The 22,088-nt window shown below is 60.7% G+C and carries 18 protein-coding genes, 1 other RNA gene and 1 riboswitch; of the genes, 9 read left to right on the forward strand and 10 right to left on the reverse strand.

What is annotated here, in order from left to right; genetic code table 11:
• Positions 1–28: 28 nt before the first annotated feature.
• Positions 29–148: riboswitch (yybP-ykoY riboswitch) on the reverse strand.
• A 51-nt stretch (positions 149–199) separates the two neighbouring features.
• Entirely contained in the window at positions 200–1,198 is a 999-nt protein-coding gene (locus tag HBO41_RS15960; protein ID WP_169986910.1) for a class I SAM-dependent methyltransferase, read from the reverse strand.
• Positions 1,199–1,228: 30 nt separating this feature from the next.
• Entirely contained in the window at positions 1,229–2,191 is a 963-nt protein-coding gene (locus HBO41_RS15965) for a 2-hydroxyacid dehydrogenase (RefSeq protein ID WP_169986912.1), read from the reverse strand.
• Positions 2,192–2,278: 87 nt separating this feature from the next.
• Here HBO41_RS15965 and HBO41_RS15970 point away from each other — a divergent pair, with 87 nt between their 5' ends.
• From HBO41_RS15970 to HBO41_RS15990, 5 genes are all read left to right on the forward strand, one after another.
• Positions 2,279–2,911, forward strand: a complete 633-nt coding sequence (locus HBO41_RS15970; protein WP_056859000.1) for a LysE family translocator — start codon at positions 2,279–2,281, stop codon at positions 2,909–2,911.
• 258 nt (positions 2,912–3,169) lie between these two features.
• Positions 3,170–4,852 carry a fatty acid--CoA ligase gene (locus tag HBO41_RS15975; protein WP_017138206.1) on the forward strand — a complete coding sequence of 561 codons (1,683 nt, stop codon included), beginning with the start codon at positions 3,170–3,172 and terminating at the stop codon, positions 4,850–4,852.
• Between the two features lie 333 nt (positions 4,853–5,185).
• Positions 5,186–7,045, forward strand: a complete 1,860-nt coding sequence (locus HBO41_RS15980) for a DUF1302 domain-containing protein (protein ID WP_017138205.1) — start codon at positions 5,186–5,188, stop codon at positions 7,043–7,045.
• 43 nt (positions 7,046–7,088) lie between these two features.
• Positions 7,089–8,453 (forward strand): DUF1329 domain-containing protein, encoded by a 1,365-nt coding sequence (locus tag HBO41_RS15985; RefSeq protein WP_017138204.1) that lies wholly within the window; start codon positions 7,089–7,091, stop codon positions 8,451–8,453.
• Positions 8,454–8,640: 187 nt separating this feature from the next.
• Entirely contained in the window at positions 8,641–11,370 is a 2,730-nt protein-coding gene (locus tag HBO41_RS15990) for a LuxR C-terminal-related transcriptional regulator (RefSeq protein ID WP_169986914.1), read from the forward strand.
• 153 nt (positions 11,371–11,523) lie between these two features.
• Here the strand turns inward: HBO41_RS15990 and HBO41_RS15995 are convergent, their stop codons facing one another.
• From HBO41_RS15995 to HBO41_RS16010, 4 genes are read right to left on the reverse strand one after another with little or no spacing between them, the layout of a single operon-like run.
• Positions 11,524–12,084, reverse strand: coding sequence for a membrane integrity-associated transporter subunit PqiC (locus HBO41_RS15995; protein WP_169986916.1), 561 nt, complete (start codon positions 12,082–12,084; stop codon positions 11,524–11,526).
• A 14-nt stretch (positions 12,085–12,098) separates the two neighbouring features.
• Positions 12,099–13,748, reverse strand: coding sequence for an intermembrane transport protein PqiB (locus HBO41_RS16000; protein ID WP_017138201.1), 1,650 nt, complete (start codon positions 13,746–13,748; stop codon positions 12,099–12,101).
• Positions 13,729–14,373, reverse strand: a complete 645-nt coding sequence (locus HBO41_RS16005; protein WP_017138200.1) for a paraquat-inducible protein A — start codon at positions 14,371–14,373, stop codon at positions 13,729–13,731. The genes HBO41_RS16000 and HBO41_RS16005 overlap by 20 nt, the downstream gene beginning before the upstream one ends.
• Positions 14,370–14,960, reverse strand: coding sequence for a paraquat-inducible protein A (locus HBO41_RS16010; RefSeq protein WP_169986918.1), 591 nt, complete (start codon positions 14,958–14,960; stop codon positions 14,370–14,372). The genes HBO41_RS16005 and HBO41_RS16010 overlap by 4 nt, the downstream gene beginning before the upstream one ends.
• Positions 14,961–15,096: 136 nt before the next feature.
• On the opposite strand from HBO41_RS16010, the gene HBO41_RS16015 reads away from it, so the two are divergent.
• Positions 15,097–15,741 (forward strand): MBL fold metallo-hydrolase, encoded by a 645-nt coding sequence (locus HBO41_RS16015; RefSeq protein ID WP_017138198.1) that lies wholly within the window; start codon positions 15,097–15,099, stop codon positions 15,739–15,741.
• A gap of 243 nt (positions 15,742–15,984) precedes the next feature.
• Positions 15,985–16,764 carry an OmpA family protein gene (locus HBO41_RS16020; RefSeq protein WP_017138197.1) on the forward strand — a complete coding sequence of 260 codons (780 nt, stop codon included), beginning with the start codon at positions 15,985–15,987 and terminating at the stop codon, positions 16,762–16,764.
• Between the two features lie 68 nt (positions 16,765–16,832).
• Here HBO41_RS16020 and HBO41_RS16025 read toward each other — a convergent pair whose 3' ends face one another.
• The 4 genes from HBO41_RS16025 to HBO41_RS16040 all read right to left on the reverse strand — a co-directional run bounded on the left by HBO41_RS16025 (position 16,833) and on the right by HBO41_RS16040 (position 20,279).
• Positions 16,833–17,414 carry a BON domain-containing protein gene (locus tag HBO41_RS16025; protein WP_017138196.1) on the reverse strand — a complete coding sequence of 194 codons (582 nt, stop codon included), beginning with the start codon at positions 17,412–17,414 and terminating at the stop codon, positions 16,833–16,835.
• Positions 17,411–18,004: a phosphoheptose isomerase gene (locus HBO41_RS16030; protein ID WP_007904374.1), complete on the reverse strand. Its 594-nt coding sequence runs from the start codon at positions 18,002–18,004 to the stop codon at positions 17,411–17,413. The genes HBO41_RS16025 and HBO41_RS16030 overlap by 4 nt, the downstream gene beginning before the upstream one ends.
• 92 nt (positions 18,005–18,096) lie before the next feature.
• Complete coding sequence (locus HBO41_RS16035) at positions 18,097–18,468, reverse strand: YraN family protein (protein ID WP_017138195.1); 372 nt, start codon at positions 18,466–18,468, stop codon at positions 18,097–18,099.
• Positions 18,468–20,279 (reverse strand): penicillin-binding protein activator, encoded by a 1,812-nt coding sequence (locus HBO41_RS16040; protein ID WP_169986920.1) that lies wholly within the window; start codon positions 20,277–20,279, stop codon positions 18,468–18,470. The genes HBO41_RS16035 and HBO41_RS16040 overlap by 1 nt, the downstream gene beginning before the upstream one ends.
• Before the next feature lie 165 nt (positions 20,280–20,444).
• On the opposite strand from HBO41_RS16040, the gene rsmI reads away from it, so the two are divergent.
• Both rsmI and rnpB read left to right on the forward strand, forming a co-directional pair.
• Entirely contained in the window at positions 20,445–21,350 is a 906-nt protein-coding gene (rsmI, locus tag HBO41_RS16045; protein ID WP_017138193.1) for a 16S rRNA (cytidine(1402)-2'-O)-methyltransferase, read from the forward strand.
• A 96-nt stretch (positions 21,351–21,446) separates the two neighbouring features.
• An RNA gene (gene rnpB, locus HBO41_RS16050) (RNase P RNA component class A) lies at positions 21,447–21,800 on the forward strand.
• Positions 21,801–22,088 lie beyond the last annotated feature (288 nt).

The following is a 22,088-nucleotide window of genomic DNA, read 5'->3' on the forward strand; positions in this document are numbered from 1 at the left end:
TAAGGTGTGCGTGTCATAGGTCTTGTCAAACCCCGGTCCGTCTGTGCGGACTCCTGGGTCGCATACGCCATGGTCTGTTGACCAAGTATGTTGACGTATGCCGGACGAGCATGGCGCTCGTGGGAGACTACTCCCCTAGGACGGAGCGGATTCTGCCTAGGCAAAACCCATTCGGCAAGCGTTCTTTTTCAATTCGCCCTCAGCCGCGTTTGGCACGGTAAATGCGAAAACCATTGCCCTCGGCCTTGATCGCACACACGCCCAAGTGCTCTTCGATCAGCGGTTGATACTTGAGGAAACTGTTGGCGACCAAGCGAAGTTCGCCACCTTTTGCCAGGTGTTTCGCCGCTTTTCGCAGCAGGTTTTCCGTAGCGAAATAATCCGTATGTACACCGACATGGAACGGCGGGTTGCTTAAAATCGCGTTCAAACCCATCGGCGCGGCGTCGATACCGTCACCGGTCAACACCTCGGCTTCCAGACCGTTGGCCGCCAGAGTCAGGCGGCTGCTGGCGGCGGCGAAGGCGTCCACATCGAGCATCGTCACGCTGTTATGCGGGTAACGGCGCTTGACCGCAGCCCCGAGCACGCCGGCGCCGCAACCAAAGTCGAGCAGATGCCCGCTCGGCAACTTATCCAGATGCTCCAGCAGCAGCTCGGTGCCGCGATCCAGGCGACCATGGCTGAACACGCCGGGCAGGCTCACCACCTTCAGCGGCCCTTCGGCCAGCGGCACCTCGAAGACTTGCGCCAGGCTTTCCAGCTCGACCGCTTGCGGGGCGTTGGCCACGGTGACTTGCCACAGCTGGCAATGCCGCGCGTTGTCGAGCTTGCGCGGCTTGCCGTACGGAATCATCTGCTTGGCGGCACTTTCGATGCCGCCCTTTTTCTCCCCGACCAAAAACAGCTCGGCGCCGGGCAAGCGTGCGGCCACGGCGTTGAGCAGGTAGTCGGTGAGGTCTTTGGATTTTGGAAGGAAAATCACTGCCGCATCAAACCCGCGTTCGGGCAAGTTCACGCCGAACTGGCTGCGCTCGGGAAAGCGCGCATCCAGTGCGGCCTGATCGCCGGCATGCCAGCTCCAGCCGTGGGCATTGGGCAGTCGGCCGAGCAAGTCGTCAGCGGGCAAACCTACCAGCAGCAGGTTGCCTTGAAAAAGTTCGGCCTGACGAAGCAGTACTTCACTGCGCGGATCCATAGTCTGCTCCTTGAAAAGGGGCGCAGTTTATCAACTGACGACGCGCAGCGGGGCACCGCTGAAAAAGCCTCGGGCGTTTTCAGCCAGTTGGCCGACGATACGCTGGCGCGCTTCGCGACTGCCCCAGGCGTTGTGCGGGGTGACGATCAAGCGGGGAATGTCGCCGGCCAGCAACGGGTTGCCATTCACGGGTGGTTCCACGCTCAGCACGTCGGTGGCCGCGCCGCCCAAATGGCCGCTGCGCAAGGCATCTGCCAGCGCCTGTTCGTTGATCAAACCACCACGCGCGGTGTTGACGATAAACGCGCCCGGCTTGAGCAGTGCCAGTTCACGGGTGCCGATAAAGTCGCGAGTGTGTTCATTGAGCGGGCAGTGCAAGGTCAGCGCGTCGACCTGTGCGAGCAACTCATCCAGCGGCACGCGGTCGGCGCGGGCAGGGCGCCCGGGAATGGCGCCGAGCACCACGCGCATGCCAAAAGCTTCGGCCAGGCGTGCCACCGCGCCGCCCAGTTCACCATGGCCGAGCAGGCCGAGGGTTTTGCCTTCCAGCTCGACAATCGGGTAGTCCAGCAGGCAGAACTGCTTGGCCTGTTGCCATTTGCCTGCCGTTACATCCTGTTGATAGTCCTTCAGACGCGTCGCCAGGTTGAGCAGCAGCATGATCGTGTGTTGCGCCACCGATGGCGTGCCGTAGCCGTGGCAATTACTCACGGTAATGCCGTGTGCGCGGGCGGCGTGGAGGTCGATGTTGTTGGTGCCGGTGGCCGACACCAGGATCAGCTTGAGCTCAGGGCAGGCCGCCAGGGTTTGCGCGTTGAGGGGGATCTTGTTACTGATCACCACCTGGGCGCCTTGCACGCGTTCAAGCACATTCTGTGGCGTGGTGTCGGTGAACAGCTGCAAATCACTGAAGCTGTTGCGCAGCTCGCTGAGGTCGAGGTCGCCCAGGTCCAGGGACGGGTGATCAAGGAAGACGGCGCGGCGATTGTTCATTCTCAACTGTACCTTTTGCGACGAGGTTCGAAGGCGTAATCTGCCGAGCCTATCAGATGAAATAATCAGTTACTTAATGGAGTGAGCATGTACGTCGCCGAGTTTTTGACCGTAGCCCTGATTCACTTGTTGGCAGTGGCCAGCCCCGGCCCGGATTTCGCCGTGGTGGTGCGTGAAAGTGTTACCCATGGCCGTCGCGCCGGCACCTGGACTGCGCTGGGCGTGGGCTCGGCGATTTTCCTGCACGTGGGGTACTCGCTGCTGGGCATCGGCTTGATCGTGTCGCAGTCCATTGTGCTGTTCAACGCGCTGAAGTGGGCCGCCGCTGCGTACCTGCTGTACATCGGCTTCAAGGCTTTGCGCGCGCAGCCGGCCAAGCCGCCCGCCGAGGGCGAGTTGCACCGTGAAGTCGGCGAGCGCACCCCACGCGGGGCGTTTACCGCAGGGTTCGTCACCAATGGCTTGAACCCGAAGGCCACGCTGTTCTTCCTGTCGCTGTTCACGGTGGTGATCAACCCGCACACGCCACTGGCGATCCAGGCTGGTTACGGTGTGTACCTGGCAGTGGCGACGGCGTTGTGGTTCTGCCTGGTGGCCATGCTGTTCAGCCAGCAGCGCGTGCGCGCCGGGTTTGCGCGGATGGGGCATTGGTTTGATCGGACCATGGGCGCGGTGCTGATTGCCATTGGTGTGAAGTTGGCGTTTACCAGCATGAAATAAAGCCACACGGGTAACACACGGCCACTGTGGGAGCCGGGCTTGCCCGCGATGCAGGCGCCTCGGTGTATCAGTTGCACCGAGGCGACGCTATCGCAGGCAAGCCAGCTCCCACAGGGAATCGCTATAAGGCTCCAGTAGTGGCGCAAAGCTAGCATTCATTGGCCGCTGCAAATCATTCCTTTGGCTGATTTGGCTGAAACATTAGCGCTCTACAGTGCAGGTCTTAGCCAAGACCGTGCAGTCAGATAAGGGATTCGTATGTTGCAGACCCGTGTTATCCCGCCCGCCGAAGGCGCTTACCAATACCCGTTGTTGATCAAACGCCTGTTGATGTCCGGGGCGCGTTACGAGAAGACCCGGGAAATCATCTACCGCGACAAGCTGCGTTACACCTACCCAACCCTGATCGAGCGGGTCGCGCGCCTGGCCAATGTGCTGACCCAAGCCGGGGTCAAGGCCGGTGACACCGTGGCAGTCATGGACTGGGACAGCCACCGTTACCTGGAGTGCATGTTCGCCATCCCGATGATCGGCGCGGTGATCCACACCATCAACGTGCGCCTGTCGCCGGAACAGATTCTCTACACCATGAATCACGCCGAGGACCGCTTTGTGCTGGTCAACAGCGAGTTCGTGGGGCTCTACCAGGCGATTGCCGGGCACCTGACCACCGTCGACAAGACCTTGCTGCTCACCGACGCTGACGCCAAGACTGCCGAGTTGCCGAACCTGGTCGGCGAGTACGAAACCCTGCTGGCGGCCGCCAGCCCCAAGTACGACTTCCAGGACTTCGACGAAAACTCCGTCGCCACCACCTTCTACACCACCGGCACCACCGGCAACCCCAAGGGTGTGTACTTCACCCATCGCCAGTTGGTGCTGCACACCATGGGCGTGGCCACCATCATGGGCAGTGTCGACAGCGTGCGCCTGCTGGGCACCAACGACGTGTACATGCCGATCACACCGATGTTCCACGTCCACGCCTGGGGCTTGCCGTATGTGGCAACCATGCTCGGTTTGAAGCAGGTCTACCCCGGCCGTTACGACCCGGAATACCTGGTGGAGCTGTGGCGCAAAGAAAAGGTCACCTTCTCCCACTGTGTGCCGACCATCCTGCAAATGGTGCTCAACGCCAAGGCCGCCCAAAACGTGGATTTTGGCGGCTGGAAAATCGTCATCGGCGGCAGCGCGCTCAACCGCACGTTGTATGAAGCGTCCAAGGCGCGGGGCATTCAGCTGACGGCCGCGTATGGCATGTCCGAAACCGGGCCGCTGGTGTCCTGCGCCCATCTCAACGAAGAGTTGATGGCCGGCACCGAAGACGAGCGCACCACCTACCGCATCAAGGCCGGCGTGCCCGGGCCGTTGGTGGAAGCGGCAATTATCGACGGCGACGGCAACTTTTTGCCCGCCGACGGCGAGTCCCAGGGTGAACTGGTGCTGCGTGCGCCGTGGCTCAGTGAAGGTTATTTCAATGAGCCGCAAAAGGGCGCCGAACTGTGGGAAGGCGGCTGGATGCACACCGGTGACGTGGCCACCCTGGACGCGTTTGGCGTGATCGATATTCGCGACCGCATCAAGGACGTGATCAAGACCGGCGGCGAGTGGATTTCGTCATTGGCCCTCGAAGATCTGGTCAGCCGTCACCCGGCGGTACGCGAAGTAGCGGTGGTGGGCATCGCCGACCCGCAATGGGGCGAGCGCCCGTTTGCGTTGCTGGTGGTGCGTGATGGCCATGTGATAGGTGCCCGAGAGCTTAAGGAGCACCTCAAGCCGTTCGTGGAGTTGGGGCACTTGAGCAAGTGGGCGATTCCAAGCCAGATCGCCGTTGTTACTGAAATTCCCAAGACCAGTGTCGGCAAACTCGACAAAAAACGTATCCGCGTTGACATCATCGAGTGGCAGGCCAACAACAGTACGTTTCTGTCCACGCTCTGACCCCCTTCGCCGCGCCCGTTCGGGCGCGGCAATGCTCTAACTCGCGGCTTCACTTGTGATTTCAGAATTTTCAGCCATCCTTCCCGCGCCGGCCTTCGTCGGCGTGGCGAAAGGGTTGTGGCAGACAGGTTGGTGATGCAAATCACACTTTAGAGGGATCAAGCGCTACCCCCTGCTGGCTATAGTCCCACTCAGAGTTTTTCACGGATGTTGCGCTGCGGGCCATGGGGGCCCGGTTGCCGTTCGGCATTGGGATCGTTGTATTCCGGCCGTTACATGCATCCAGAAGAAAGAACTCACTGCCATAACAATAATGCACATGGAGTAGCGTCGATGACCTCAGTAAACCAGTTCTGGCGCCGGGCAAGACTGCCCCTGGCCGTCAGTCTCGCTTCTACGCTCGCCGGGCCCGCATTCGGCGTCAGTTTCAACATCGGTGAAATCGAAGGCAGCTTCGACTCATCCCTGTCGGTGGGGGCGAGCTGGTCGACTGCCGGTCGCAATAAAGACCTGATCGGTGCCAACAACGGTGGCAGGGGGTTGTCGCAGACCTCCGATGACGGCCACTTGAACTTCGACAAGGGCGATTCCTTCTCGAAGATCTTCAAGGGTATCCATGACCTTGAGTTGAAATATGGCGACACCGGCATCTTTGTGCGTGGCAAGTACTGGTATGACTTCGCGCTGCAAAACGAAGACCTGGACTTCAAGAACGTCAGCAACAACAACCGCAAAGAGGGCGCCAAGTCTTCCGGTGGGCAGATCCTCGATGCCTTCATCTACCACAACTACACCATCGCCGATCAGCCGGGTAACGTGCGGTTTGGCAAGCAGGTGGTGAGCTGGGGTGAAAGCACCTTCATTGGTGGCGGTATCAACTCCATCAACCCGATCGACGTGTCCGCGTTCCGTCGTCCGGGCGCCGAGATCAAGGAAGGCTTGATTCCGGTCAACATGTTCTACGTCTCGCAGACCCTGACCGATAACCTGTCCGCAGAAGCGTTTTATCAGCTGGAGTGGGACCAGACCGTCACCGATAACTGCGGCACATTCTTCTCCCAGCCGGACGTCATCTCGGATGGTTGCAGCAATAACCTGCGGGTGCTGAACAAGCGCTCCACCATCCCTGGCGCGGCCTTGCCCACCCTTAACGCCCTGGGCGTGGACGTGAACAACGAAGGTGTGCTGGTACGTCGCGGCGGTGACCGTGATGCACGCGACAGCGGCCAGTTCGGCGTGGCCATGCACTACAACTTCGAGCCGCTGGACACGGAGTTCGGTGCGTACTTCATGAACTATCACAGCCGTGCGCCGATCTTCAGCGCCACCGGCGCGCCAAACTCGGCCTACACCCGTCCGCTGGGGCCGCTGGCGGCTTTGCGTCCGTTGATCGTGGCAGGCAGCTCCCAGTACTTTGTTGAGTACCCGGAAGATATCCGCCTCTACGGCTTGAGCTTCTCCACCACGCTACCTACCGGCACCGCCTGGAGTGGTGAATTGAGCTACCGGCCAAACGCGCCGGTGCAACTGAGCACCACCGATATCCTGTACGCGGGCGTCACGCCGATTCCGGGCTTTGGCAATGCATCGGTGCTCAAGGGCACACCGGGCCAGGACCTGCACGGCTACAACCGTAAGGAAGTGACCCAGTTCCAGACCACCTTCACGCACTTCTTCGACCAGGTCATGGGCGCTTCTCGCCTGACAACCGTGGGCGAAATCGGCGTGACCCATGTGGGCGGCCTGGAGAGCAAAAACCAGGCACGTTATGGCCGTGATCCGGTCTTCGGCCCTGGCACGCTACCCGGCGGCTTCTGCAATGCGCTTAACAATTCGACAGCCAACGGCGCAGGCCTGCCCAATGCGTCCGGCCTGAACACCAATTGCAACAACGACGGCTACACCACCGCCACGTCCTGGGGTTATCGCGCCCGGGCCATTTGGGAATACCCGGATGTGTTTGCCGGTGTGAACCTCAAGCCCAACGTGGCCTGGTCCCATGACGTCAAAGGTTATTCGCCTGGCCCTGGCGGCAACTTTGAAGAAGGTCGCAAGGCCGTCAGCCTGGGTGTGGATGCCGAGTACCAGAACACCTACACCGTCAGCCTCAACTACACCAACTTCTTTGGTGGCAAGTTCACCACCGTGGATGACCGTGACTTCATCGCGCTGAGCGCCGGCGTGAACTTCTAAGCACAACCTCTTTAAGCAGTCTGTTTTCAGGAAGAACCAGAACATGAAAATAACTAAAAGTCTGTTGCACGTGGGTGTGCTTGGGCTGTCGATCCTGGCGAGCAACGTCATGGCGGCAGTCTCGGCGGATGAAGCCGCCAAGTTGGGCACGACCCTGACGCCGATGGGCGCTGAAATGGCCGGTAACGCGGCCGGCACCATTCCTAAATGGTCGCCGCTGCCTACCAATGCCGGCGCCGTGGATGCCCGTGGCTTCCTGGCTAACCCGTATGCCAGCGAACAGCCGCAGTTCACCATCACCGCGCAGAACGTCGAGCAGTACAAAGACAAGTTGGCGCCGGGGCAGTACGCGATGTTCAAGCGCTACCCTGACACTTTCAAGATGCCGGTCTACCCGACCCATCGCGGTGCTACCGTGCCGGCCGATGTGTTTGCCTCGATCAAGAAGAACGCCACCAGCACCAACCTGGTGTCCGGCGGCAACGGCCTGGAAAACTTCGAAACCGCGATTCCGTTCCCGATTCCCAAAAGCGGCGTGGAAGTCATCTGGAACCACATCACCCGCTATCGCGGTGGCAGCGTGACACGCCTGGTAACCCAGGCCACGCCGCAAACCAATGGCTCGTTCAGCCTGGTGTACTTCCGCGATCAGTTCGTGTTCCGCGACAAAATGAAGGACTACGACCCGAAAAACCCGGGCAACGTGCTGTTCTACTTCAAGCAGCAAGTGACTGCACCGGCGCGTCTGGCCGGTGGCGTGCTGCTGGTGCACGAAACCCTGGACCAGGTGAAAGAGCCGCGTTCGGCGTGGGTCTACAACGCCGGCCAGCGCCGTGTGCGCCGGGCGCCGCAAGTGTCCTATGACGGGCCAGGTACCGCCGCCGATGGCCTGCGTACCTCCGACAACCTCGACATGTACAACGGTGCCCCGGATCGCTACGACTGGAAGCTCGAAGGCAAGAAAGAAATCTACATTGCCTCCAACAGCTACAAAATCGACGATCCGAAGCTCAAGTACGCCGACATCATCAAGGCCGGCCACATCAACCAGGACCTGGCTCGCTACGAGCTGCGCCGCGTCTGGCACGTGGTTGCGACCCTGAAGGAAGGCCAGCGCCACATCTATGCCAAGCGTGATTTCTTCATCGACGAAGACACCTGGCAAGCGGCGGTCATCGACCACTATGACGGTCGTGGCCAACTGTGGCGCGTCGCCGAAGCCCATGCCGAGAACTACTACGACAAGCAAGTGCCGTGGTACGCCATCGAAACCCTCTACGACCTGCAGTCCGGCCGCTACCTGGCCCTGGGCATGAAGAACGAAGAGAAGCAGGCCTATGACTTCGGTTTCACCGCTTCCACCGCAGACTTCTCCCCGGCGGCCTTGCGCCAGGATGGGGTTCGCTAAGCTGCTTTAACTGAGGCCGCACCCTCAGCGTGAAGCCCCGACTGGTTCGGGGCTTTTTTATGTGGGGATATTTTTTGTCGCAGTTCTTTTTCAGGCAAATGCCGCAAAGATCTACAAACCCGCCGCTTTTACCGCTAGTCTGCGGACATCTGCAATGCCGACAACAGCCTTCTACAAGAGCCCGGCGATGACTGATCTGTCCCGAATCCAAGGGCCTGCGAGCGCGGTGATTCCGACCCTGGAAGCGCGTTTCTACAGGCCACCGCTGCCTGACGGCTATGTGCTGCGCCCTCGCCTGTGCGAACGCCTGAGTGCTGGCCTTGCGGGACGACTGTTGCTGGTGAGCGCCCCGGCCGGGTTCGGCAAGAGTTCGTTGGCGGTGGAGTTTTGTCAGAGTCTGCCGGCGCATTGGCAAAGCCTTTGGCTGGGCCTGAGCCCACGGGATAACGACCCCGGCCGCTTCCTTGAGCGCTTGCTCGACGGCTTGCAGCAATACTTCCCGCAACTCGGCGCCCAATCCCTGGGCCTGCTGAAAATGCGTCAGCGTCACCAACCCTTTGCCTTTGAAGAATGGCTCGACGGCTTGCTCGACGAGCTGACGTTGCACCTGTCCACACATGCGCCCTTGCTGCTGGTGCTGGATGACTACCATCTGGCCCAAGGCCCGGTGCTGGATCGCTGCCTGCAATTTTTCCTCAATCATTTACCCGATGGGCTGCTGGTTTTGGTCACCAGCCGCCAGCGCCCGGACTGGCACCTGGCGCGGCTGCGACTCTCGCGCCACCTGCTGGAGCTGCACGAACAAGACCTGCGCCTGACCCACGACGAATCGCTGGCCGTACTCGATAGGCACAGCAGCTCGTTGCGCGGCGAAGCCCTGGACAACCTGATTCGTCGCAGCGAGGGCTGGGTGGCTGGCCTGCGCTTCTGGTTGCTGGCCCTTTCCGAAGCCGGCAATGAGGCCGCGTTGCCACAACATTTGCACGGTGGCGAAGGGCTGATCCGCGACTACTTGCTCGAAGAAGTCATTGATTGCCTGCCAGCAGAAGTTCAAGCCTTCCTCTACGACACTGCGCCTCAGGATCGTTTTTGCAGTGAGCTGTGCGACGCCGTGCGCGAAGCCCACGACAGCGCGCATATCCTCGGTTATTTACAGGCCCACCAAGTGTTTCTGGTGCCGCTCGATGAGCAGGGCCACTGGTATCGCTACCACCATCTGTTTTCCGACCTGCTGCGTACCCGTCGTGCGAGCAGTGCCACCGTGCCGATTGCCAGCCTGCACCTGCGTGCCTGCCGCTGGTTCAACACCCAGGGCTTGATCGATGAAGCGGTGGAACAGGCGTTGCGCGCCGGCCACCTGGATGTGGCGGCGAACCTGGTGCAGAACCTGTCGGAGGAGCAACTGCTGGCCGAACAGAACGTCGGCATGCTGCTGCGCTGGAAGATGGACTTGCCCGACAGCCTGCTGATCAGCACGCCGCGTTTGATCGTGCTCTACAGCTGGGCATTGGGGCTGGCCTGCCAACTGGATGCGGCCGAAGAACTGTCCGGCTACCTCAGCCGCTTCCTGCCGGCACCGTCGGCCACTGCGCAAAAGTCGATGCTGGCACAGTGGCTGGCGCTGAGCGGGATTATCGCTCGAGGCCGAGGCGATCGTGAGTTGACCCTGCGCTACTGCAGCGAGGCGTTGGAAAGCTTGCCGCAAAAACGTTACGGCCAGCGCCTGATGTGCCTGTCGACCCTCTCAAACCTGGCAATCGTCGATGCCGACCTGTGGCGTGCCCGTGGCCTGAATCGTGAATCCCTCGAGCTGGCGCAGCGCGTCGGTAACCCGCTGTTCGAGGCGTTGGCCCATTACGATCGCGCGCGGGTGTTGCAGGCGCGGGGCGAAATCCTGCGTTCCCTGGACGAAGTGCGCCAGGGGCTGCAACGTCTGCATGGCTTGGCGCCGCAGCGGCTGTACGCGGTGCGCGCGCGGTTGTCGCTGTACGAGGGCTATCTGCTGCTGGTGCGCTATCAGCCCGAGGCCGGCCTTGTCCGTTTACGCGCGGGTCTGAACGAAGCCCGCGCCTGCCGGGATATCAGCGTGCTGATCGGGCATTGTGTAATTGCCAGCTTTGAAGGGCGCCGTGGGGACTTTCCCACAGCGTTTGCCGAGCTTGCCGAAGCTGAGCGCTTGATGCACATCTGGGATGTGCCGCCGATCTACTACCTGGCGATGATCACCCTGATCAAATGCGAACTGTGGCTGGCTCAAGGCCGCACTGACTTGGCAGATGCCTGGTTGACCCGGCTGGGGCAAACCTACAACGGTGAACACGCAGCAGCAGCGCCGGAATTTCACCCGCACTTGCCACAACATATCGAGCTGCAACAGGCTTCGCTGGACGCCACCCGTCATCAGCCGGCCGCCGCGTTGCAGCGCCTCGAGGAGCTGGCTCAGCAAGCGCATAACAGTGGGCGGCAAATGATTGCCCTAATGGCCCTGACCCAGCAGGTGCAGTTGCTGCTGGAGTGTGGGCAGCAAGACCAGGCCCGGCAAGTATTGGCCCGCGCCCTTGAGGCGGGCGCCGGTGGGGCGTTGCAACCCTTTCAGCGGCTGCTGGAGAGTTATCCGGACTGGATGCGTGAGCAGCTTGGCCGGGAGGCTCATGGCTTGCTGAACCAGAGTTTGTTGGTGCTGTTGCCGGTTGTAGCTGACGCCCAAGTACCGTCCGGCCAGGAAACCCTCAGCGTCCGCGAACTGGCGGTGCTGCAACTGATCGCCCAGGGGTGTTCGAACCAGGAAATCAGCAATCAGTTGTTTATCTCCCTGCACACGGTGAAAACCCACGCCAGCCATATCAACAGCAAACTGGGTGTAGAGCGCCGGACTCAAGCGGTGGCCCGTGCCAAGTCGATGGGGCTGCTGGCCTGATAATGGGCCAGCTTTCCTGTAGAAGCTGGTGTGTGTGGGAGCTGGCTTATGTGGGAGCTGGCTTGCCTGCGATGCAGGCACCTCGGTCTATCAGTCAAACTTAGGTGATGCTATCGCAGGCAAGCCAGCTCCCACACTGGTCTGACTGTCTCGCTACGGCGCAGTCGGGCAGGCTTTCAGCGACGTGTCGGCGGTTTTGCTGACCAAGGCCGCGAAGCGCTTGAGGTTGTTCTGATGCGCCACCACCAGGTCATCAATGCTCGGGCCTGCGGGTGTCTGCAAGGTGGTGCGGCAAGTCAGCGGTGCGGCATCTCCCCCGCTTGTGGACCGCAGGCGCCAGCGCACATCGAGCAGCGCGTATTGGCCCGGCACCGAGTCGAATCGCTGCACTTCAACGCGCAACGACAGGGGCTGACGGGAGTGACTGTTGGCCAATTGATCCACCAGCGCGCTTTTCAGCTCATCGGCCAGGGTTGCGGCCCACCATTGGGTTTCAAGGATCGCCACGCCACTGTCGCCCTGGCGAATCACGATTTGTGCGCGGTCGACCTGAGGCGGCACGCTGATGCTTTCAATGCGGATATCGCTGGCCTGTGCCTGAGTGCTGTTATTCCAGTGCACCGGGGTGAGAGTGTGGAACGCAATCGGCTCACTGCGACAGGCCGCGAGCAGCACCAGCGCGGCGACCAGGGTAAGTTTCAAGGGAAAGGTCATGGCGGCTCCAATGGTCATTTGCGCGGCGGCCCTTGCAGGTCTGTTGGCGCGGCGTTGTCAGGGCGACCGCGAATCAGCGATTCCGGATGCCGGCCCAGGTAGTCCGACAGTTCGCGCAAGGAGCGCGACATACGCGCCAGTTCATCCAGGGTCTGGGTCAGTTGTTCACGTTGCGGCGAGTCTTCGGCCAGGGTTGAGTTGGCCGACTGCAAGGTCTTGCTCACGTCGCCCAGGGTGCTCTGCACGCCAGGCAGGGTCTTGGCGTTGAACTGGGCAAGGCTTTTGCGCAGCTCAACCAGGCTGCCGTCGAGGTTGCCGGCGATGCGCTCCATCGGCAGTTGGTTGACCTTGTTGACGATGCCTTCGAGTTTCTCCTGCAACTGTTCCAGATTGCCGGGGATGGTCGGAATGTTGACCGGGCGCAGGTTCGGGTCAAACGTGACTTTGTCGGCTTTCGGGAAAAAATCCAGGGCGATGTACAGCTGGCCGGTCAGCAGGTTGCCGCTGCGGGCCTGAGCGCGCAGGCCGTTTTCGATAAAGGTGCCGATCAGGCGCACGCCGCCTGCTTCATCGTTAGGGTCATGGTTGGTGGCCTTGAGCAGCTTGGTGTTGGCTTCACCGAGCAATTGCGGGTAAATAACGATGCCGACGTTGATCGGGAAACTGCGTTTTTTGGCATCGAAGTCCAGGTTGATCGACACCACTTTGCCGAACTCGACCCCAAGAAATTCCACCGGCGCGCCGACCTTGAGCCCACGCAATGCCTGATCAAAACGCAGCGCCATGTATTGCCCTTGACCGTTGGGCGGGGCGAGGGCGCTTTGCTGGTCGTCGAACAGTTCATAGGTGTGATCTTCGCTGGCCGGTTTGTCGTTGGGGCTGTAGGGCGGTGCCTGGAATGCGATGCCGCCGGCCAACATCGATGACAAGGACTCGGTTTTCAGCGCGAAACCATTGGCGCCGACGCTCAGATCAATGCCGCTGGCATTCCAGAATCGCGTGTTTTCGGTGACGTACACATCATTGGGCGCATGCACAAAGACCTCGATCTTCACGCCCTTGCCATCGTCATCCAGCTCGTAGGCCACTACCTGGCCCACCGGGATCTTGCGGTAGTACACCGGCGAGCCGATATCCAGGGAGCCCAGGCCCTGGGTATGCAACGTGAAGCGTTTGCCCGGCTCGCCATAGGTGATGGGCGGCGGGTTTTCCAGGCCCTTGAACTGTTTGGCGCGGGTATCGGATTGGCCGATATCGGCACCGATATAGTCACCGGACAGCAGGGTATCGATGCCCGACACGCCACCGGCACCGATGCGCGGGCGCACCACCCAGAACTTGGAGTCTTCACGGGTGAAGCTTTCCGCCTGCTTGGCCAACTTGATGGTGGCGTTGACGCTTTTCTGGTCATCGCTCAAGGCCACATCCGAGACTTGGCCGATCACCACGTTGCGGTATTTGACTTCGGTTTTATTGGCGACCAGGCCGTTGCCGGTCTTGAAGTTGAGGACGATGATAGGCCCCTGTTGCAGCACGCTGTGTACCACCAGCGAGATGCCCACCAGCACCGCCACGATCGGCACGATCCACACCAGCGAAACGCTGAAGCGCCGCGTCTTGATCGCCGGTGAGCCGGCGGGGGTGTCAGTGTTGCGTGAACTCATCCGAGATCTCCTCGTTGTGTGGGTTTTCCCAGATCAGGCGCGGGTCGAAACTCATCGCCGCGAGCATGGTGAACACCACCACCAGACCAAAAAACAAAATGCCCAGGCGCGGCTCGATGGTGCCCAGCGCCTGGAACTTGACCAGCGCGGCCACCAGCGCGACCACAATCACATCGAGCATGGACCAGTAGCCGATCAGCTCGACAAACCGAAACAGCTTCGAGCGCTCCTTGCGCGCCCACAGGCTGTTGCGCTGCACGGTGACCAGCAGCAGGGTCAGCGAGAGAAACTTGATACCCGGCACCGCAATGCTGGCAATGAAAATGATCAGGGCAATGTCCCAGGCACCATGCTGCCAGAACTCCAGCACGCCGCTCATGATGGTGCTGTCCGCGCCGGAACCAAGCAGGGTGGTGTTCATCACCGGCAATAAATTCGCCGGGATATAAAACGCCAGTGCCGTGAGCATGTAGGCCCAGGTGCGGGTCAGCGAGTGGAGTTTGCGCCGATGCAGCGGCGCGCCGCAGCGCTCGCACTCGCTGGGTTCGTCGCGCATGTCGCACGGCTGGCCGCAGGTGTGGCACAGGCACAGGTTGAGTTCACGGGCGGTCGGTGGTGAGTTCATACGGCGTCCCACAAGTCGCGTACGTCACGCCCGGCGATGCGGATCAGCAGCAAGGCGAGGGCGGCGAGGGCGAACAGGCCGGTGCCGGGGATCACGTCGAGCATGCCGGCCAGCTTGAACACCGCAACCATGGCGCCCAGCAGGCAGACTTCGAGCATGCTCCACGGCCTCAGCGCTTCCAGCCAGCGCATGCACAGTTTGAACGCTGGCGAGCGCTTGCCGGCCAGGGCGAAACTCAGCACCCACATCAGCAAGAGCAACTGAAACACCGGCGCGATGATGATCGAGATCGCCGCGACCAGCGCAATAAAAGTGATCGGCCCCAGGCTCAGCGCGACCACCGAGTCCCACAGGGTCGCGCTGTTTTTCAAGCCTTTGAGGCTGATGCTCATCACCGGATAGAAATTGGCAAAGGTCCACAGCACCGCTGCGGTAACGGTCAGCGCGAGGCGCTGTTGCACCGACAACCCGTTGTAGCGCTGCAACACGCCCGCGCAACGGGTGCACAGGGCCTTTTGATGTTTGGCGAGCGTGACCTTTTCGTACACGCAATCGCAGTGTTCGCAGATGATCCGAGAATTGGCCATACGTCTTGCTCCAAATGCGACGCTGCGGTGCTGGTTCCATGGCGCTGGAGTAGCTTAGCAGTTGAGGCTCTTCGAATCCGCAGCAAGCTCCACCATACTGCGCCTGGAATGTGCCATAGAGCTTGCAGGAACGCCCATGAATATCGAAAAACCCGTGCTGATCCGCGAAACCTTCCCCGTCGGCCCGTTGCAGTGCAACTGCACCATCATTGGCGATCCGATCAGCAAAAAAGCCATAGTGGTCGACCCGGGCGGCAATCACGAGCTGATCCTTGCGCGCCTTGATGCGCTGGGCCTCAAGGTGGTGAGCATTATCCACACCCACGCCCACTTGGATCACTTCCTGGCGTCCGGCCAGTTGAAAGAGAAGACCGGCGCCACGCTGCATTTGCACAAAGAAGACCAATTTCTTTGGGATAACCTGGAAATGCAATGCCAGATGTTTCGTGTGCCCTACACGCCGGTGCCGTCGCCGGACCGCTGGCTGGAGGACGATGAGGAGTTGGCGTGTGGTTGTGGGGTGGCGCTGCATACGCCGGGGCACACACCGGGTTCGATGAGCTTCTGGTTTGCCGATGCCAAGCTGCTGATCGCCGGCGATACCTTGTTCAAGCGCGGCGTGGGGCGTACCGACCTGTGGGGTGGCGACCAGGCGACTATCGTGCGCTCGATCAAGCAGCGGTTGTACACCCTGGATGAGGGCGCGACCGTGGTGACAGGGCATGGGCCGGACACCTGTTTGGGTGATGAGATGCGCGAGAACCCGTTTGTGCGGGCTTGAGGGGACGCCTGGAAATAATTCCTGGGCGGGGGCTGTTCTCTCTCAAGCACCGCAGTAGCAAAAAACGCAGGTCGCGTTCAGCCTGCGTCTGCTACGGTTTCCCTGGCGGTGATAGGGGCCAGTATTTTGTTCTGGCTCGGGACGTGGCCACGGAATTTTTACCGTTTGTCGCGTTCCAAACTCCGCACAGGTCGATTGCCAATGTCCTCTGCACCACAGAATGCAAAAGTAGGAGCTCCCTTCATGTTCACTCCGCGTCGTCTGCTTGTTGTCGCTACCGCCGTAGCCCTGTTGTCCGGCTGCGCTTCACCTAATCCTTATGGCGGCAGCCAGGGACAGGCCAGCAACGGTTCCGAAGGGGGTATCAGCAAAACCGCCAAATACGGCGGCCTGGGTGCTCTGGCCGGTGCGCTGGCGGGTGCTGCCATCGACCATAACAACCGTGGCAAGGGCGCACTGATCGGTGGTGCTATTGCAGGCCTGGGCGCCGCCGGTTATGGCTACTACGCCGACCAGCAGGAAAAGAAACTGCGCGAAAGCATGGCCAACACCGGTGTTGAAGTGCAGCGCCAGGGTGACCAGATCAAGTTGATCATGCCGGGTAACATTACCTTCGCGACCAACTCCGACGCCATCGCCAGCAGTTTTTACCAGCCGCTCAACAACCTGGCTAACTCCCTCAAGCAGTTCAACCAGAACACCATCCAGATTGTCGGCTACACCGACAGCACGGGCAGCCGCCAGTTGAACATGGACCTGTCCCAGCGTCGTGCCCAGAGCGTGGCCAACTACCTGACCTCTCAAGGCGTCAGCCCGACCAACCTGAGCGCCCGCGGTGCCGGCCCGGATAACCCGATTGCCAGCAACGCCGATGTGAATGGCCGTGCCCAGAACCGTCGTGTAGAAGTTAACCTCGGCCCGATCCCCGGCCAGCAATACGGCCAGCCTGGTCAACAGCAGCAACAACAGGCGCCGCAGCAGAACAACCAGTTCCAGGGCAACCCGTACCAGCAATACCAGTAAACCCTGGGCAATAAAAAGGGCGCCGTGCAGTCAATGCACGGCGCCCTTTTTTGTGGCTGGCGATTACATCAGTCGATGTATTCGAACACTTTCACGATCTTCTGCACGCCGGACACGCCCTGTACCAGGTTGGCGGCACGGGTGGCTTCTGCCTGGGTCAGCAGGCCCATCATGTAGACGATGCCATTATCGGTGACGATCTTGATGCGCGAGCCGGGTACACCGCTGTCGGTGAGCATCTGCGCCTTGATCTTGGTGGTCAGCAGCGCATCGTTGCTGATGGCCAGCAGGGTGATCGGGTCCATGACCTGCAGCTCGTTGTGGACCTTCTTGACCCGCTGGACCGTCGAGGCGGCTTGTTCGGCCTGGGCCTTGAGGTCGGCACGCGGCGTCTGCCCGGCCAGCAGTACCACGCCGTTGAAGCTGGTGACCACAATGCGCGAGGCGCCGTTGCCCAGGTCGGTAGCGGCCTTGGCGACGTTGACCTTGACCTTGGTTTCGATCAGCGAATCGTCGATGGTGCTGCCAAAAGTGCGTGTGCCCCGGTCATCCTGAATGGGTGTGTCGCGTGTCGCAGTGATTGCCGTGCTGCACCCGCTGATGGCGAGGCACAGCGTAATGGCCAAAAGGCTGAGGCGGTTAACGGTCATTCTTCACTCCCGAACAGTTGGCTGTCGATCAGATCGCACAGGCAGTGGATCGCCAGCAGGTGGACTTCTTGAATGCGTGCAGTGACGTTGGCCGGGACACGGATCTCCACGTCCTCAGGCAATAACAGTGAGGCCATGCCGCCGCCGTCGCGCCCGGTCAAGGCTACGACAATCATTTCGCGGTCATGTGCGGCCTGGATCGCTTGAATAATGTTCGCCGAGTTGCCGCTGGTAGAAATAGCCAGCAACACATCGCCGGGTTGGCCCAGGGCGCGTATCTGCTTGGAGAAGATTTCGTTGTAGCTGTAGTCGTTGGCGATCGAAGTGATCGTCGACGAGTCGGTGGTCAGCGCGATGGCCGGCAGGCTCGGGCGCTCGCGCTCGAAGCGGTTGAGCAGCTCGGAGGAAAAGTGCTGGGCATCACCGGCCGAACCGCCGTTGCCGCACGAAAGCATCTTGCCCTCGTTGAGCAAGGCATTGACCATGACCTGACTGGCTTGCTCGATGTGCGGTGCAAGTACGTCCATCGCCTGTTGCTTGGTGTCGATGCTGGCCTGGAAAAGCTGGCGAATTCGGGATTGCATGTCCATCTGTGTGACCTTAAGTAGCGCGGCTGTTTGGCACAGAAATGTGCAGCCCGCAAAGCAAAGAGCAAAAGTGTGTGGTGAAGATATCCGGGCAATCAGCTGTCGAAGGCATTCTTGAGCCAGTTCAAATCAGCTGGGCCTGCCGGTGTGCTTTCCATGGCAACCACATCGAAACGGCAGGGGCTGTCAGCCCAGCGATGCTCTTTTTGCAGGAAAAACTGCGCGGCGAGTATCAGCTTCTGACGCTTGCGCCCATCGATACTGGCGAGCGCGCCACCCCATTGTGCGTGTTTTCTGTAGCGGACTTCGACGAATACTACTGTATCGCCGTCAAGCATGACCAGATCAAGCTCACCGCGTTTACATAACCAGTTCTGCGCCAGAAGGCGCAGACCCTGTTGTTGCAGATAGTTCAGAGCTTGCAGTTCGGCGTCCTTGCCGCTTTGAGCGCTGGACCGCTCGAGCATCAGCGCGGGGTGTCCGGCAGGCGTTGAATCTCGCCGCCGACGAACTTCGCCCATGGCATCTGGCGGTCAACACGCTGGTAGGCGCCGATACCCAGGTTGCCCGACAGGCCGTCAACGCGAGTGTCCGGCAATGCCTTGAGTTGGCCCAGGCGCGGTGCCAGGCGGTAGGCGTCCACGCCCATCGCATACAGGCGGCCAAGGCTGCCATTGGCCTGTGGCCATTGCGCGGCAACCTGGTTGCGCAGCGGGTCGGTGGTGTTGAGCAGCCACGGGGTTTCGCAGAACATCACGTTGGTCATGTCCAGGTACTGGTTTTTGTCGCCGCTGGCGCTGAACACGTGGGACGTCGCATACACAGGCACATCACCGGCGTACTGGAAGTTAAGTGTCGGTTTGATCTGCTGGGCCAGTTGCGGCGTCACAGCCAGGAAAATGAACTCGATGTCCTGGCGACGCGAAGGTTGCGCGGCGACGTCGGTGCCGACGGTGCTTTGCAGGCTCTTGGCGCGGCCTTCGCTTTTACGCAGCTGGAACAGGTCAGCAATCTGCTGGGCGAGGGCCACCGGCTGATCGACGTACTCAACGCCAACCACGGTGCCGCCGTTGGCTTCCCAGTCCTGACGGAAGGCTTTATAGACACGCTCACCCCATTCGCCACGCGGCACCATGGCGGCGGCGCGGTGCAGGCCGTCGGCACGGGCGCGACGCGAGACTTCGCGGGCTTCGTCTTCAGCGGCCAGGCCGAACTGGAACAGTTGCGGCGGGTTTTCGTTAAGTTCGCTGTAGTTCAGGCCCAGGGTGGTGATCGGCAATTGCCCGCGGGAGGCGAGCTGCTTGACCAGTGGTTTCTCCAGCGGGCCGACTACCAGTTGCACGCCGGCAGCCTGGGCCTTGGCGTAGAAGTCGTCGAGGGAGGTCAGGCGCGAGCTGTCATAGAACTCGATCACCGGCGGCTTCTGCCCGGCTTGTTCAGCCTGGAAGTGCGCCGCCATGAAGCCTTCGCGCAGCGCCTTGCCGACCGCCGCCAAAGGGCCTTCCTGCGGCAGCAGCAACGCGATTTTGGTCAGCGGCTGGCTGGCCAGCTCCTTGAGCTTGGCCAGCGGGGTCGGCAGGTTGACTGCCGCCGGGTGGCCTGGGTTCTGCGCGCGCCAGGTATCAATGGCGGCTTGCTGTTGTTCCAGGGTGCCGGCGCCTTTGATTGCCTGGGCCAGGGTGATCCAGCCGTCGAGGGTCGGGTTGCCGCTGGCTTGCAGTTGCTCTGCAGGCAGCGCGGCGACCAGCGCCCAGATGGCTTCGTGGTTGCTCTTGGCGGCATCACCCGTCAGCAACGGGGCCATGGCCACCCGCTCACGCGCGGCAGCCAAAGTCTGGCCATCGGCTTCATAGGCGCGAGCATGCACGGTGCCGGTACGGATCTGCTGGTCAGTCGGCAGCTCCTTCAGGCTTTGCAGGCTGGGGTGGTTCAGGGCGGCCAGAGCCGCTTTGGGTTGGTTGCGCGCCATGGCCAGTTCCGCGGCCAGGGTGCTGGCAAAGACTTGTGCGGCCGGCTTCAGGACATCCAGGGGCACCTGCGCAAGAATCTGCGACGAGCGGCCAGGGTTGTTCTGGTGGTAGGCCAGGTCTGCCGCACTCAGGCGCAGCATCGCGGCCTTTTCTGGCGTACTGGCCTTGGTGGCCTGTTCGAGCAGTTGCTCGATACTGGCATCCGGGGTCCGGGGGAGGTCGCCAAGGCTGGACGAGGGCGAGCTGGCGCACGCGGCCAGTAAGGCAGCGAGGCAGAGGGCGGAGAGCAGCCGCAGGCAAGCGATCATGTAAGTGTTCCTGATACCGATCAAATTAGCGTGGAATTGTACCCAAGCACTGGCCCAGGCGCGATGTTACTGGCGTGAAACCATCGATTTAGGTCGTGTAAATGTTGCGAGCCGGCATCGATGGCCGACCTCGAGGGCATATTATCGAGGCGCCTACGCGCTACAATGCGACTTTTCCTTACCATCGAGGTGTGCGTTTTGACTGCTCCAGGTCCTTTGAATTCCACTGCAGGCTCGCTTTTTGTCGTGGCGACGCCCATTGGCAACCTGGACGACATCAGTGCTCGGGCGCTGAAAGTGTTGCGTGACGTAAAATTGATCGCGGCGGAAGACACGCGGCACTCCCAGCGTTTGATGCAGCATTTTGGTATCAGCACGCCATTAGCCGCGTGCCATGAGCATAACGAGCGAGAAGAAGGCAGCCGTTTTATCACGCGCTTGCTGGCGGGTGACGATGTGGCGTTGATCTCGGATGCCGGCACTCCGTTGATTTCCGACCCTGGCTATCACCTGGTTCGCCAGGCGCGTGCAGCTGGTATCAATGTAGTGCCAGTTCCGGGAGCGTGCGCGCTGATTGCGGCATTATCGGCCGCCGGGTTGCCGTCGGACCGTTTTATCTTCGAAGGTTTCCTGCCCGCCAAGGCGGTTGGGCGCCGTGCGCGACTGCAAGCGTTAAAGGAAGAGCCGCGTACGTTGATCTTTTACGAGGCGCCGCACCGCATTCTCGAGTGCTTGCAGGACATGGAGCTGGTGTTCGGCGGCGAACGCCTGGCGCTGTTGGCTCGGGAGCTGACCAAGACCTTCGAGACCCTCAAAGGCTTGCCGTTGGAAGAGCTGCGTGCGTTCGTTGAGGGCGACAGCAACCAGCAGCGCGGTGAGTGCGTGGTGCTGGTGGCCGGCTGGACCGCACCGGAAAATGAAGACGCGGTGGGCAGCGAGGCTATGCGCATCCTGGATCTGCTGCTTAAGGAAATGCCCCTGAAGCGTGCGGCAGCCCTGGCGGCTGAGATTACCGGCTTGCGTAAGAACGTGCTGTATCAAGTCGCGCTGGATAAGCAGAAAGCCGAATAGTTCCGGGGTTACGCCGGTATCCCGTCCGAACGTGATGGCATTGCTGCACTTTTAATACTTGTCCTCAAGCCGTCGTGCCGTTAACCTGCGCGGCGGAGAGTCGATTGGACAGTCGCTGCCCTCTATGAAAATTAGGGGGGGGAGGAAAGTCCGGGCTCCATAGGGCGAAGTGCCAGGTAATGCCTGGGAGGCGTGAGCCTACGGAAAGTGCCACAGAAAATAACCGCCTAAGCACTTCGGTGCCGGTAAGGGTGAAAAGGTGCGGTAAGAGCGCACCGCACGACTGGCAACAGTTCGTGGCTAGGTAAACCCCACTTGGAGCAAGACCAAATAGGGTCCCAAGGCGTGGCCCGCGCTGGGACCGGGTAGGTTGCTAAAGATGTCCAGTGATGGCCATCGTAGACGAATGACTGTTCAAGACAGAACCCGGCTTACAGATCGACTCTCCACCTTTTTTCCTTCTGCCCGAATCTCGGGCAGAAAACCGGTAGTAACGCAAGAATCCCTCCCTGCCAAATCATTGGCAGATGCATCTTCGTAATACCAAAAAAATCTTACTCTTAATAAATTACTTTAACTTTAAGCCGTAGCTCCATGAGCTATTTGCGGTTGCTGAGTCAAAAACATCGCCAAACTCGCGTTTCTCCTCCTTTTACGTTCCTAAATCTCCGTTCTGTAAGGCTTTTCCTTGAATCCGCGCCTTGACGGTGTGGTGGGCGCATTCCTATAGTGTGCGCA

The organism is Pseudomonas sp. WS 5146, assembly GCF_012985495.1.
Taxonomy (GTDB): Bacteria; Pseudomonadota; Gammaproteobacteria; order Pseudomonadales; family Pseudomonadaceae; genus Aquipseudomonas; species Aquipseudomonas edaphica.